This window comes from Pengzhenrongella frigida (assembly GCF_004168625.1).
Lineage (GTDB): Bacteria > Actinomycetota > Actinomycetes > Actinomycetales > Cellulomonadaceae > Pengzhenrongella > Pengzhenrongella frigida.
Genome location: NZ_SDWW01000027.1, coordinates 45,425 through 59,496 on the forward strand (window position 1 = coordinate 45,425; position 14,072 = coordinate 59,496).

At 68.4% G+C, this 14,072-nt stretch carries 8 protein-coding genes; 2 read left to right on the forward strand and 6 right to left on the reverse strand.

Going from position 1 to position 14,072, the window contains the following annotated elements:
- Positions 1-30: 30 nt before the first annotated feature.
- Positions 31-1,245, reverse strand: coding sequence for a glycosyltransferase (locus EUA98_RS12010; RefSeq protein WP_130102928.1), 1,215 nt, complete (start codon positions 1,243-1,245; stop codon positions 31-33).
- A gap of 364 nt (positions 1,246-1,609) precedes the next feature.
- Between EUA98_RS12010 and EUA98_RS12015 the strand changes: the two genes are divergently transcribed.
- Entirely contained in the window at positions 1,610-3,547 is a 1,938-nt protein-coding gene (locus EUA98_RS12015; RefSeq protein WP_130102929.1) for a glycosyltransferase, read from the forward strand.
- A 16-nt stretch (positions 3,548-3,563) separates the two neighbouring features.
- Here EUA98_RS12015 and EUA98_RS12020 read toward each other — a convergent pair whose 3' ends face one another.
- The 5 genes from EUA98_RS12020 to EUA98_RS12040 form a co-directional block, all read right to left on the reverse strand.
- The gene (locus tag EUA98_RS12020) at positions 3,564-4,298 is read right to left on the reverse strand and encodes a right-handed parallel beta-helix repeat-containing protein (protein ID WP_130102930.1); all 735 of its coding nucleotides are present in this window, start codon (positions 4,296-4,298) and stop codon (positions 3,564-3,566) included.
- Between the two features lie 507 nt (positions 4,299-4,805).
- Positions 4,806-7,028 (reverse strand): phytase, encoded by a 2,223-nt coding sequence (locus EUA98_RS12025; RefSeq protein WP_130102931.1) that lies wholly within the window; start codon positions 7,026-7,028, stop codon positions 4,806-4,808.
- Between the two features lie 570 nt (positions 7,029-7,598).
- A complete protein-coding gene (locus EUA98_RS12030; RefSeq protein ID WP_130102932.1) occupies positions 7,599-10,625 on the reverse strand; it encodes a fibronectin type III domain-containing protein in 3,027 nt (1,008 codons plus the stop codon).
- 179 nt (positions 10,626-10,804) lie between these two features.
- On the reverse strand, positions 10,805-12,097 hold the full coding sequence (locus EUA98_RS12035) for an O-antigen ligase family protein (protein ID WP_130102933.1): 1,293 nt from the start codon (positions 12,095-12,097) through the stop codon (positions 10,805-10,807).
- 50 nt (positions 12,098-12,147) lie between these two features.
- The gene (locus EUA98_RS12040) at positions 12,148-13,029 is read right to left on the reverse strand and encodes a hypothetical protein (protein ID WP_130102934.1); all 882 of its coding nucleotides are present in this window, start codon (positions 13,027-13,029) and stop codon (positions 12,148-12,150) included.
- Between the two features lie 116 nt (positions 13,030-13,145).
- Between EUA98_RS12040 and EUA98_RS12045 the strand changes: the two genes are divergently transcribed.
- Positions 13,146-13,991 (forward strand): glycosyltransferase family A protein, encoded by an 846-nt coding sequence (locus EUA98_RS12045; RefSeq protein WP_130102935.1) that lies wholly within the window; start codon positions 13,146-13,148, stop codon positions 13,989-13,991.
- Positions 13,992-14,072: the final 81 nt, after the last annotated feature.

Here is a 14,072-nt window from a genome sequence, read left to right on the forward strand (position 1 = left end):
TGGGGTCACTTGCCGGTGTTGCCCGGGGGCTCAAGCCCGGCTGCGCTCCTCCTCGACCACGGTCCGGAGTCGTGCGACAAATCGAGGTTCTGCGAAAGCTCGAGCGTGTTCTTGCAGAGAAGCCGTGTCCCAGTCGCGGGCCAGGGCCCGTTCGATGGCCCCGGCGACGGGGTCCGGTTCGGGCGCGTCAAAGAACTCGCCGGTGATCGAATCCTTGACGGTATCCAAATAGCCGCCGTCGCGCAGCACGATCGAGGGACGACCGAACGCCGCCGCTTCGAGCGGGGACAGACCAAAATCCTCATAGGAAGCAGCGACGAGGGCCGCGCAGTTCTCGTAGAGCCACCTCAGCTCAGCGTCCGGGACCCGGCCGAGAAGACGGACTCGAGGGTCCGCGTGCGTCATCTCCTCGAGTCGGCTCCGGTCGGGCCCGTCCCCCACGATCACCAGGCGCCGTCCAGGACTGCGGCGGACCGCCTCCACGACGACGTCGACGTTCTTGTAGGGCAGCAGCCGCGCGACGCACAGCAGGAAGCCGGGCTCGAGACCGGTGACCGCCGTCGCGGGGCCGGCGGGCAGGATCGCGGGCGGCGGCGGAAGAATCTCGGCCTCGATGCCGTACAGGTCGTGCACGGCCCGAGCCGTGACCGTGGAGTTGGCCAGGTACCTGTCCGCACTCAAGGCCGCATCGAGGTCCCATCGGCGCAGCGCCGGGCCCATGAGCCCGAGGGCGCGAGCCGCCACCCACCGGCGCGCACCCTCCCGGGCGCGGTCATCGTTCTGCGGCCCCAGGTAGCGCTCGCGCTGGTACAGCCAGCGTGCCGGCGCGTGGCAGTACACGATCTTGCGCCCCTTGGTCTTGAAGCCATGGGCCCAGCCGGACGAGCTCGCCAGCAGCACACCGGTGTCGATTCGCGTGGAGGTCACGGCCGAGGCGAGCAACGGCAAAGCGAGCCGATGGTTGCGTCGGAGCACGGCCAGCCGATCGATCCCGCACCGCCGCAGGTCCAGATCGCCAAATTCCGGGAACGTGCCGATGGGGTCATACAACGTGGTGTACATCGGCGCTTGGGGAAACGCATGCGACATCATTAATGCCACCCGCTCGGCGCCTCCGCGCTGCGTGGCGTAGTCGTGGGCGAGCACTACCGGTTCACCCCCGGAGTATTCACCCACGAATTCCTCGCCGCGCGGCTGGACCTCGACGATACTGTCCGGGCGCCCGGGGGGTTCATGAACGGTCATAGGTGACCTCCGAAAGACGCGCGCCGGTCCCCCGACTCATGGCCGAGTCATTTTCCGACGTCGCTTCGACGCTATTAGGCCGGACATATCCCCGCAGCCATTCGAAACCAACGCTCGGTGAACCCGGGGTGAAAACTCTCGCGGGCGACCGACCCCCCTCGGCCGGCGACTCGACCACCCCGGCGGCGCGACGGGTCGGCGCACGGTCGCCCGCCAACGGCGTGGCGCGTCGAGGCGAGTCTCGGCAGGCTCCGGTGCCCAAAGCAAAGAAGTCGGCCCAATTGGGGCAGACTTGGCGCAGACCGCAGCGGGACAGTGGGAAGTCGGCACCGCGTGCCTTCGAACAGGAACGAGAGGGCTCGACATGAAGATCGCCGTGGTGGGGTTGGGAGACGTCGGGACGGTCACGGGCGCGTGCCTCACCCAGACCGGTCACACGGTCATCGGCGTGGACGTGAACCCGGTGAAGATCGGCCAGCTGAACGAGGTCGCGAGCCCCATCACCGAGATCCGCCTCGACGAGATGGTCCGGGCTGAGGTCCGCGCAGGCCACCTGTGGGCGACGAGCGACATCGCCGGTGCGGTCGCCGCCGCCGACGTCGTGCTGGTGTGCGTCGGGACTCCCTCGGGCCGCGACGGCGACGTCCACCTGCAGGACGTCCGGAGAGTCATCGCCGAGATCGGCGGCACGATGGCACACCTCGACGGCTGGCGCCTGATTCACATCACGTCGACGGTGCCGCCCGGCACGGTCGCACACGAGATCGGTCCGCTGCTCGAGCACAGCTCCGGCAAGTCCTGGCCCGACGAGTTCGGGGTCGCGTTCTCCCCCGAGTTCTTGCACGGCGACACGGCCACGGACGTCCTCTCACTGCCGCAGAGCGTCGTGGCGGCAGACGACGACCGGTCGTTCGAAGCCGCTCAGTCGGTGTATGCGGCGTTCGCCGACGACGTGATCCGCCGGTCCATCTCCGTGGCCGAGATGGTCAAGCTCTCGCGCCTCGTGAGCCACGCGCCGCCTACGTCTTCGCGGCGTCGGCGGATCTTGATCCTCGTCGAGAACCTCGCTGTGCCGTTCGACCGCCGGGTCTGGCAGGAGGCGCGAACGCTCCAGGAGGCGGGATACGACGTCAGCGTCATCTGCCCGAAGTCGACCCAGCACCCCGAGTCCTTCCAGACCCTCGAGGGCGTCCGGATCTACCGGTACCCGAGCCCGTTCGAGGCGCGCCGCACCGCGGGATACCTGATCGAGTACCCGCAGGCGCTCGTGTCCCAGCTCGTCTTGGCGATCAAGGTCGCGCGGGCCGGCCGCATCGACGTCATCCAGGCGTGCAACCCGCCGGATCTGCTGTTCCTGGTCGCACTACCGTTCCGTTTGCTGACGGGGACCCGCTTCATCTTCGACCACCACGACGCGTCTCCTGAGCTCCTGATAGCGAAGGGGCGGCGCCGCGGCAGCAGGATCGTCCGGTTCGCCGAGCTGCTGGAGCGGTGGACGTTCTCGGGCGCCACCGTCTCCATGGCAACCAACGAGAGCTATCGTCGGATCGCCGTCGAGCGGGGCGGGATGTCGCCTGACGACGTCTTCGTCGTGCGGTCCGGGCCTGACCTGTCGCGCTTCGCGGCCGCACAGGTGGACCCTGAACTTCGCCGCGGCAAGCAGTACCTGGTGGCGTACGTGGGCGTGATGGGGATCCAGGAGGGCATCGACTACCTGCTCGAGGCCGCTGACCTCCTGGTGAACAAGCGGGGGCGGACCGATGTCCAGTTCACCCTCGCCGGGTCCGGTCCGGAATTCAGCCGCGTCGTCGACCGGGTTGCGGAGCTGGGCCTCGCGGACAACGTCGCGCTGCTCGGCCGGGTCAGCGAGGAGGTGCTTGCGGCACTGCTGACCACTGCCGACCTGTGCGTAAACCCCGACGAGTGGAACGAGATGAACGACATCTCGACGATGAACAAGATCCTCGAGTACATGGCGCTCGGCAAGCCGATCGTCCAGTTCGACCTGCGCGAGGGTCGAGTCTCGGCCGGCGGCGCGAGCCTCTACGCCCGACCCAACGATGCCGAGTCCCTCGCCGACGGAATTGCCGAGCTCCTCGATGACGAGGCTCAGCGGGCACGGATGGGTGCGATCGGACACGAACGGTTCGAGTCGACCTTCTCGTGGGAGCACTCCGCGCCCGCACTGCTTGCTGCCTACCGCCAGGCCTTGGCCCGGACCTCACGCGTCGAGCCGCCCACCGGAGCGTCGCGACGCTCTGGTGGGCGGCGGGTCCTGGACCGGGTCAGGGCAGGACGCTGAGCAACGCCGGACGGAGCTACAGGAGTGCGTTGCTCGCTGCCCAGACCGAGTTCGGGCCGATGTTTGCCTTGATGCCGTATCGGTAGTTCTTGCCGAACTTGTTGTCCGAGAACGAGCAGGCCGCGCCCTTCGTGCCGCTGCCTCCACCGTTGACGGTGTAGTTGCCACCGTTCATGTAGTTGTTCTGAACCGTGCAGCTGCGCACGGCGCCGTCGTCCTCGCCGTACATGAACGACGCGTTGCCCTTGACCCCGGTGTCCGGGTTGTAGGCGAGCAGCGTGTTGTGGCGCAGCACGATGTTCGACCCGGACACGGCCTGGATGACGTCGGTGTGGTTCGAGCCGACCTGGACCATGTGGTGCAGGTAGGAGTCCTCGATCGTCACGTTGCCGCCCGCGATCCGCGGACCCTCAGCGACGTGGTGGATGTTCACCCGACGCAGCGTGTAGTTGTTGTACGCCACCGCCGGGATGCCTTTGCCCTGACCGTTGATCTCGGTGTCCACGACCAGCAAGTTCTTGGCCTTGTTCCGGATCGGGATCGACCCGGTGTTCATCAACCGGGTGTTCTTGATCGTCACGTTGTCGGCCGACACCGTGATCGTGCCGGTGACCAGCAACCCGTCGATCACCGCGCCAGGCGTGGTGATGTTGAGCGAACCGGAAGCCTTGAGGACCGTTCCCGCGGGAACGCCCGTCGTGGTCGCGTCGGGATAGACCGGCGTGACCGCTTGGACTGCGGCAGCAGGCACGGCCGCTGCGGCACTGGGAATTCCTACGAGGCCCCCGCCAACTGCGGCAGAGACCAACAATGCCACGAATGACAATGCGGTGCGCTGGGTTGCCTTCTTGCTGACGGTGAAGTGCATGTGAAGCTCCGTTGAGTTGGGTAACGGGATCGCCACCAACCCTGCCTTGCACATGCGAACGAAATGTGTGGTCGCTGTGCGAGACACGCACAGGCTGGCACCAATTATGTCCGCTTTGCCACCCTCGCAAATCGTTCGTCCGGTTCGTCACTCGAGTCACCGCACTCGGCGGGGCCACCGGGGTCCCGCCTGAGGGTCGACATGCGCGGCACTCCGCAGACCTCCCTCCGACGGGAGCCGGGGGGGGGTCTCAGCAATTGCAGCGAGAGCACGCGAGCCACCGAAATTCAACGTCGACAAAGCCGCCCGCCCGAGCATCTTTCGATGCTCGGGCGGGCGGCTGGATCCTGAACTATGCCAGGTCAGGATTGTTGAAGCGTGCGGCAACGATCACAGGTACCCGTTGCTCGAGGCCCAGACGGAGTTCGGTCCGACGTTGGCCTGGATTCCATACCGGTGGTCCTTGCCGAACTTGTTGCTCGTGAACGAGCAAGCCGCACCGGTGGTTCCGCTCCCGCCACCGTTGACGGTGTAGTTGCCACCGTTCATGTAGTTGTTCTCTACCGTGCAGCTACGCAACGCACCGTCGTCCTCGCCGTACATGAACGACGCGTTGCCCTTGACCCCGGTGTCCGGGTTGTAGGCGAGCAGCGTGTTGTGGCGCAGCACGATGTTCGACCCGGACACGGCCTGGATGACGTCGGTGTGGTTCGAGCCGACCTGGACCATGTGGTGCAGGTAGGAGTCCTCGATCGTCACGTTGCCGCCCGCGATCCGCGGACCCTCAGCGACGTGGTGGATGTTCACCCGACGCAGCGTGTAGTTGTTGTACGCCACCGCCGGGATGCCTTTGCCCTGACCGTTGATCTCGGTGTCCACGACCAGCAAGTTCTTGGCCTTGTTCCGGATCGGGATCGACCCGGTGTTCATCAACCGGGTGTTCTTGATCGTCACGTTGTCGGCCGACACCGTGATCGTGCCGGTGACCAGCAACCCGTCGATCACCGCGCCGGGCGTGGTGATGTTGAGCGAACCGGAAGCCTTCAAGACCGTTCCCGCGGGAACGCCCGTCGTGGCGGCGGTGGGATAGCCCACCGTCGCGGCCGGCGCGGGGGCCGGAGCCGGAGCCGGAGCCGGGGCAGGTGCCGGAGCGGGAGCAGGAGCCGGCGCGGGCACCGAAGCCGGAGCCGTGACCGTGCCGAGCGTGACCGGGCTCGCAGCAACCGCTGCCGACGTGCCCGCGCTGTTCTTCGCAGCCACGCTGTAGGAGTAGGTCCGGTTGGTCGCCAGGATCCCCGACGTACGGGTCGGCGTCGTCAGCTCCCAGCGGGACGTCGTCTCGGTGAAGACGTACGACGTCGCACCCGCGACGGCGTTCGCCGAGATCGTGATCTTGTTCTCACCGGCCACCTTGGTGGCGACCACGTTCGTGGGCGCGGCGGGGACTGCCACCGGCACCGGAGCCGGGGTCGGCGTGGGGGTCGGCGTCGGTGTGGGAGTCGGCGTCGGGGTCGAAACCGGCGTGCCCACCGCCCCGAACACGCGACCGGCGTCCGCGTACTTGAAGTTCGACACGCTCGCCCCGGAGTTCGCCGTGTCGTGGACGACGACCAGCCCGTTCGGGTACAGCGGCCCCATCGGGACGGTCGCGATCGCCATGCCGTCGGTCCCGGAGACGGAATCGACAGTGCCGCTCGAGCCGACCGTGAACTGCGCACGGTGCGCGTACGGGGCTGCGAGGTTGTACGCGGCGAACCGCGAGTCACCCTGGGACGACGCAACCAGGTAGTTCCCGGTGGGCGTGTAGGCGATCGTCAGGCCCTCGGCGTCCGCGGCCAGGTTCGGCCCCGAGACGAGGTCCACCGTGGTTCGGCTGGTGCCGCCGGTCGGATCGGCCGAGTAGCGGTAGATCCCCGCGTCCTCCTGTGCCAGGAACACCGACTTGGATGCATCGTCAGCCACGCAGCCCTCGGACTGCGACGACGTGCTCATGTCCCGGACCTTGGCGCCGGTCACGGCAGTTCCCACGCTCAGCTTGAACTGGTCGAACTGGCCGGACGTCGTCGTCGACTGTGTGACGAAGGCGTACACGCCCCCGTCCGTCGGGCTGACGTACAGGCAGGTGCCGTACGGCTCAAACCCGACAGCGGTGGAGCCCGCCGCCGAGAGCACCCGCGTGGTGGGGTCGAGGAAGAAGTACTTAAGGGTGTTGTCGGTGCGGTTCGACGCAACGACGACGACCTTCCCGCCGACCGTGCGGATGTCGACGTTGTTCAGCTCACCTGCGGACAGGAACTGGATCTGCGCGCCGCTCAGGTCGTAGACCGCAAGGCCGCCGCCGGAGGCCGCCTTCTTCGAGCCGATCACGACCGACTTGCTGGAGTCGGTCGGGTTGACCCAAATCGCCGGGTCGTCGGCGATGTCGCCGGATCCCGAGGAGAACACCTGCGTCTCGGCCTTCGCCTGCACGACACCGCCCACCGGGTACACCGGTTCAGCGGCGCTCGCGCTCGATGCGCCGATGAGTCCCCCACTCAGAGCGACGGAAACGAACAATGCCAAGAGCGAGAACGCAGGAAGCTGCGCCCTCTTCTTGCTGACAGCGAAGTGCATGAGAACTCCATGGGGTGACGTCCGAGTAGCGGGATCACTTCCAAGAGTGCTCGGCCCATGCGGATGAGTTGTGTCGAGCCTGTGCGAAGAAGGGGCAGGTGAACGTCAGTTTTGTCCGAGTTGTCACCCACACAAGGGATTTGTCACGAAGAGAACCCAAGGAGCACGCTGGGGCCATGCGGCCCCTACGAGGCGCACGGACGTCAGGCGAGACCACCGCGTCGGGGGCAGAACTCACCCGCTCAACCCGTGAGCAAGGCGGGAGTCTCGCAGTCGCAGAAGGAATCAATGCGCCCCTCGCGAATTCCCGCCGAAATCTATCGGAACCATTCTCGGCCCGCACGAAAGAAGGGCGCGACTGGCCCATTGCTCGTTGCTCCCGGTGAGCCCGGGCTCTCTTTAGCGGATCCTCGCGCCCCGACGGTCAGGACCGCGCGACTGACTGCCGGCCGCCCCTATTGGCGAAAGAAGGCCCAGCGCATGGGGCGGCATTGATTGATTGACGGGATCGGGTACCCGAACGCGTTTGGGTGAGGCCGAGGCCGCGGCGCGGTTGAAGAACGCGGCCTGTCAGCTTCCGTTGCTCCGCAGGGCGAGGATCTGGGTGATGGACGCCGCGGACCCGCTCGCCGTGCTGGTCAGGGGCCCGGCGCTCGACGTCGTGTCCGCGGCGGACGTCGTCAGCCGCGAGGACCCCGAATTGGTCACCTCGGTCCGCTCGACCAGATCCCCCACCGTCGTGAACGTCGTGACCCGCGCCGAGGTGAACACCCCGACCACCATCGACCCCGCCGGCGCCACCAGCGCCGGTGTCGTCAACGTGGACCCCGACGCCCGCACGATCCCGTCATGCGCGACAACGGGATCGACTGGATCGACCCCGCCGTACGCGAGCACCTGCACCGCCGTCGAGATCGACCGCGCCAACCGGAACGTCCAGCTCGCCGGCGCATCCGCCCCGACCGTCGTGGTGTAGATTCCCTGCCGCATCGTCGTGGACAGGTTGTTGTCGCTACGCACCAACGTCCACCCCGCCGGAGGCGTGATCTCGACCTGCCCCCGGATCGAGACCACCGCCACCAGCACATCACCGGCCACCGCCCCCACCGGAAGCGGAGCCGACACCGTCGACCCGCTCGCCGTCGACGCCGCCGACGCACCATGGAACCCCGGCGCGCTCACCACCACACCGGGCGTCGTCACGCTCGTCGGCTCCGACGGCGCCGACGTGTTCCCCGCCGCATCGAAGGCCGCCACGGTGTACGCGTACGACGTGGACGCAGCCAGCCCCGTGTCCGTGAATGACGTCCCGACCACCGTGGCCACCAACAGGCCGTCCCGCAGCACCCGATACCCCGTCACCCCCACCGCGTCCGACGACAACCCCCACGACACGTCCACCCGATCCGACACCGACGAAACCGCCTGCACCCCCACCGGAACCGACGGCGCAGTCGCATCCACCGGCGGCGACGCTCCGTTGCTCCGCAGGGCGAGGATCTGGGTGATGGACGCCGCGGACCCGCTCGCCGTGCTGGTCAGGGGCCCGGCGCTCGACGTCGTGTCCGCGGCGGACGTCGTCAGCCGCGAGGACCCCGAATTGGTCACCTCGGTCCGCTCGACCAGATCCCCCACCGTCGTGAACGTCGTGACCCGCGCCGAGGTGAACACCCCGACCACCATCGACCCCGCCGGCGCCACCAGCGCCGGTGTCGTCAACGTGGACCCCGACGCCCGCACGATCCCGTCATGCGCGACAACGGGATCGACTGGATCGACCCCGCCGTACGCGAGCACCTGCACCGCCGTCGAGATCGACCGCGCCAACCGGAACGTCCAGCTCGCCGGCGCATCCGCCCCGACCGTCGTGGTGTAGATTCCCTGCCGCATCGTCGTGGACAGGTTGTTGTCGCTACGCACCAACGTCCACCCCGCCGGAGGCGTGATCTCGACCTGCCCCCGGATCGAGACCACCGCCACCAGCACATCACCGGCCACCGCCCCCACCGGAAGCGGAGCCGACACCGTCGACCCGCTCGCCGTCGACGCCGCCGACGCACCATGGAACCCCGGCGCGCTCACCACCACACCGGGCGTCGTCACGCTCGTCGGCTCCGACGGCGCCGACGTGTTCCCCGCCGCATCGAAGGCCGCCACGGTGTACGCGTACGACGTGGACGCAGCCAGCCCCGTGTCCGTGAATGACGTCCCGACCACCGTGGCCACCAACAGGCCGTCCCGCAGCACCCGATACCCCGTCACCCCCACCGCGTCCGACGACAACCCCCACGACACGTCCACCCGATCCGACACCGACGAAACCGCCTGCACCCCCACCGGAACCGACGGCGCAGTCGCATCCACCGGCGGCGGCACGCTCAACGCAAGCTCGGAGTGGTAGTAGCGGAAGTTCGTGTCGTCGGTCGCCACGGCCACCAGTCCGGTCGCCGCCGTGACCGGGTTCTTGGCGGTGGCGACGTTGTTGACCCGGACCCCGGGCCAGGAGACGAAGAGGTTCCCCGAACCCGGCGCGAATGCGATGTTCGACATGGCGGTGTGCTTGTAGTAGACGTCGCCGCCGCCGTTCGTCGGCGAGGTCATCAACAGGTAGAGCTCGCGATTGGTCGCGTCGATCACCAACTGGGGCCGGGTCATGTCGTCACTCACTCGTGCGGCCACGGCGGACGCCCACGTACCGTCGGCGGCACGGCTGAGCACCATGATCGACGGCTCGGAGCCAACCTCGCCGGTGTCGTTGAGCGAGGTCTTGACGGCAGCGTAGATCCGACCGCCGTCGTCGACGAGGGACTTGAGATTGATGTGGTCGTCCGCAAGTCCCGGCCCGGACAGCGGTGTCTCCATGGTCCAGACCGTGTCGGGCTGGCTGTCCTCATGGACCGCGAACCGGAACGCAAGGCTGACCTGGTCGGACCACATGATGCCGATCTTCCCCCCGAACGCCACGAGCGCGGAGATGTCGTCAGCTGCCACCGACGAGTCCGGCACGGGTACCCGGACCGGCACCGTCCAGTCGAGATCCGACGTCGTGGTGTGCGAGACCCACACCCTCGACAGGGACGTCCAGGTCACCCAGAGCCGACCGACCGAGTCCCGCGCGATCGAGGCCGACTCCGATCCGGCGGTGGTCGGCGACACCGGGAAACCCGGGTCGACCACCCAGAGCTGCGTGCCCTGGTCGAACGACAGGCGGAGAACTTCCATCGCGCCCGAGGCGACCCTGCTGGTGAGGAAGACCTTCCCGCCCTCGTACAGGACATCGGCCGTGCTCGCGGCGCGGTCGTCGACGACGACGCCCGTGTCGACCCATGAGTGCACGGCAGTGAGTCGGTGCACCGTGACCGGTCCGGCCGAGGTCCGCATGACGGCCCACCACGAACCCTCGGCGAACCAGAGCTTGCTCTGCGGCTTGTCGGCCGACGGCGGCGCGCCTTCCACCGCGGCATAGCGCGGCCCCTCGTACGTGACGGGGTCCGCAGCCGCTGCCGGAGCCGCGGTCAGCGTTCCCAGCCCTAGGGTCGTGACGATCACAATCAGCCATGCGTGCAGCCGGCGCACCAGGTGCGTTGAGGGGGTCATTCGTCTTCCTCAGGGTCTCGCCGACGGCGACCCGCAGCACGGCCAGTCACAACCGTCAGCACACGGGTCAGCATGCCCACATTTGGGATGATGTGCCCCCATCATCCCGGGCCAGACGCATGATCGTGGCCCGCGGATCGGGTGATTTGTGCCGCGCGCCGAGTTCTTGCCAGATCGGGTCAGGAAGCGACGTCGGCCGGGACCTGCACGACCCGCTCGATCGGCGACGCGATCTGGATGCCGTTGGCCACGCCGTCGTGCCAGAGCGCCCCCGCCACCCCCGCGAGGACGAACAGCACCACGGTGGCCTGCGCGAAGCTGAACAGGTCGAAGAACGCTCCCGAGACGGCGATGGCCAGCACCCCGCCCGCGACCGCCTGCGCCCGCGAGGCCGCCGCCGGGGTCTTCGCCCGGAGCACCGCACCGCGCGCACTGGCGACGACCATGAGAAAGAACACGACCATGGCCACGACGAGCACGGCACCCCCTTCGACGAGGCTCAGGAGGTACTGGTTGTCGAGGAAGAAGTACTCCTCCGGCCGGAACGTGCCCAGCCCCTGGCCGAGCAGCGGTGACTGCTGGATGATCGGCGCGAGCACCGCATAGTCGTCCGTCCGCGCCGTGATGCTCGTGTCGGTGGACGCGCCGCCGAAGATCCCGCGCACCGCGCCGAGGAGGCCCGGGATGGCTGCCCGCAGCAGGACGAGTCCCACCAGGGTCACCACGAGGGCCTCGAGCCGCTGCCGGTTGGAGAGCACGACCGCGTACACCGCCATCGAGATCACGGCCACGAGCACGCCGGAGCGGGAGACCGACAGCGGGATGGACAGGACGAGAAGGAGGGCTGCCAGACCGGCGGCGACACGGCCCCGGTGCGAACGAGCGAATCGGGCGAAGTGCACGGCGACCGGCAGCATGGCACCGCAGATCACCCCGAGCTCGATCGGATGCGCGGCGGCACCCTTCACCCGGACGAACGATCCGCGCACCCCCATCCCGCCGACCTCCCGGGCCACCATCCCGGGCAGCTGGATGAGCTGGGCGAGGTCGAACGGGGTCACGGCCTGAGCGACCGCGACGCCGGCACTGATCGTGGCCCCCACGAGCAGGCCGATGAGCAGCTGGTTGCTGCGGCGCGCATCGGCCAGGGTCGAGATCCCGAGCGCCACGATCACGAGCGGGAACATCAAGAGCGCGGCCCGAACCGCGCCCGCGGACTCGGCTTCCAGCAGCGTTCGCATCCCACCGGCGGCGAACGAGCAGGCGAGGGCCCCCAACAGGATCCAGCTCCCGGTCTCGGCCGGCGACGGGCCGGAGGTCGACCGGCGCCGACCCACCCAGCCGAGCACCACGGCTCCGGCGATCCACAGCGCGAGCAGGCGCGGCGGCCATCCGTTCGACTCGAGCGGTCCGGCGAAGATCAACGCCGACGGGATCACGAGGGCGAGAACGGGGAGTGCGCGCAGCGCCACCCAGGGCCCCTCCCGTCGGGGGCGCCGATGCTGCGGCTGGTACGGCGGTGTCACTTGTCGTGGTCGACGGAGGCTCGGGCGTGCGCGATGGCCACCGGGCGCGCAGCTCCGCCGCGCGTGCTGCTCGATCGGCCGGGCGGCGACGCCTCGGACTCGTCCGGGTCGATGGCAGCCTCTCGGCCGTCAGACCTCCCGATCGACTCGACCTCGTCCGCTGCGGCGTCGCGCTCGGGGGCGCGGGCGTCAGGCTCCGGCTGCTCCGGCCGCTCCTGCTGCGCAGCGGGCGGAACGTCGGCAGCGAGCACGGCGTCCCGACGGCGCGCCTTGAGCGCAGCGTCCAGTGCGACCGCCAGGAGCGCGGCGAGACCGGCGCCGACGACGAGGATCGCTCCGGCCGTACGCCACCGGCTGGGGGTCACGTCGGTCACGTTGCTCACGGGAACGGCGGCCGCGACCAGGTAACGCTTGGCCTCGGGCGCCTCGGCCACCGCTTGGAACTCGTCGAGCACCACCCGCGCGGACTCGGTCACGGCATCCAGGGTGGCGATCGCCGCCTCGGGTGAGTTCGCCATGGCGTCCACGGTGATGATGGGCTGCGTCTGGGCGACCGAAGCCTCGAACGTGGAGGTGTCGTCGGGCGCCATGCCGAGCCGGTCGCGGAACGAGGAGCTGTCGATGTTCTTCGCCAGCACGGCGGCGGCGAGCTTCGGCCCGCCCGATCCTGCGTACGGGTTCTCGAGGGTTGGCGTCTCGACCGCGCCCTCTTCGCCCGGCAGGGTCTGGCTCGGCAAGATCACGATGGAGGTCGACGCCGTGTACTGGGGCTCGACCGCCTCATAGGCCTGCATGGCGAAGTAGCCAGAGATCGCAAGCACTGGCAGAACGACGTACCAACGGCGCAGACACGTGCCGAGTATGGTGAACAAGTCCATGCGGAAGCCCTCCTCGATTTCGGCGAGATTAGCCCATGATGTACACACCGTCCTGATTTGGACCCCCTGTACGCGCCTAGATCACCCGCTCGGCTCACGGACAGATCGAGGAAGACATGACCGCGGTGACCGATGTTCTGATGATCACGTACAACAGCGCGGAGCGCGTGCGGATCTCTCTCCCCCACCTGCTGTCTACCTGCGACGAGCACACCCGGGTGTGGTTGTGGCACAACGGCGACGACGAGGAGACGCTGGCCGCGGTCGAGGAGCACGCCCACGACGCGCGCGTGCACCGCTTTCACCACAGCCGCGAGAACGTCCGTCTCACCGCCCCCACGAACTGGCTCTGGGCGGAGGCCGACGGCACCTATGTGTCGAAGGTGGACGACGACTGCCTTCCGGAGGCGGGGTGGATCGAGCGGCTCCGGGACATGCACGAAGCCAACCCGGACTTCGGCGCGGTCGGTTGCTGGCGCTTCCTGGACGAGGACTTCATCCCCGCGCTGGCGACCCCGAAGATCCAGACGTTCCGCGACGGCCACCAGCTCCTGCGCAACCACTGGGTGCAGGGAAGCGGCTACCTGCTGCCGCTGTCGATGGTCCGCACCCAGGGCCTGCTGCAGACCGGGCAGTCGTTCACCCAGTACTGCGTGGCCCTCGCCCGCGCGGGCGCCGTGAACGGGTGGGCCTACCCGTTCATCCACGAGGACAACTTGGATGATCCACGGTCGCCCCGCACCCTCTTCGCCAGCGATGCCGACCTCCTCAAACGCCTGCCTCTGACGGCGCAGGCGTTGGGGATCCGGACGGTGGCCGACTGGGCGCAGCAGGAGCACGAGTCCGCGATCGCCGTTCAGAAGGCATCGCTCGACCTGCGGGAGTACTCGGGCTGGCGGGCGAAGCGTCGGGGCCTGCGGCGCCGCACCGAGCACCTCCTTCGCGGTCGGGGCAGCTGGTAGTCGCCCCGGTCAGCTGCGGGGCTGGCGGCGGGTGATCTCGTTGACCTCGCGGTAGAAGTCGTTGTCGATCAGGAGCTGGGC

Coding starts and splice junctions, on each gene's coding strand:
- EUA98_RS12010 (WP_130102928.1), bottom strand. CDS start 1,245: ATGACCGTTCATGAACCCCCCGGGCGCCCGGACAGTATCGTCGAGGTC.
- EUA98_RS12015 (WP_130102929.1), top strand. CDS start 1,610: ATGAAGATCGCCGTGGTGGGGTTGGGAGACGTCGGGACGGTCACGGGC.
- EUA98_RS12025 (WP_130102931.1), bottom strand. CDS start 7,028: ATGCACTTCGCTGTCAGCAAGAAGAGGGCGCAGCTTCCTGCGTTCTCG.
- EUA98_RS12030 (WP_130102932.1), bottom strand. CDS start 10,625: ATGACCCCCTCAACGCACCTGGTGCGCCGGCTGCACGCATGGCTGATT.
- EUA98_RS12040 (WP_130102934.1), bottom strand. CDS start 13,029: ATGGACTTGTTCACCATACTCGGCACGTGTCTGCGCCGTTGGTACGTC.
- EUA98_RS12045 (WP_130102935.1), top strand. CDS start 13,146: ATGACCGCGGTGACCGATGTTCTGATGATCACGTACAACAGCGCGGAG.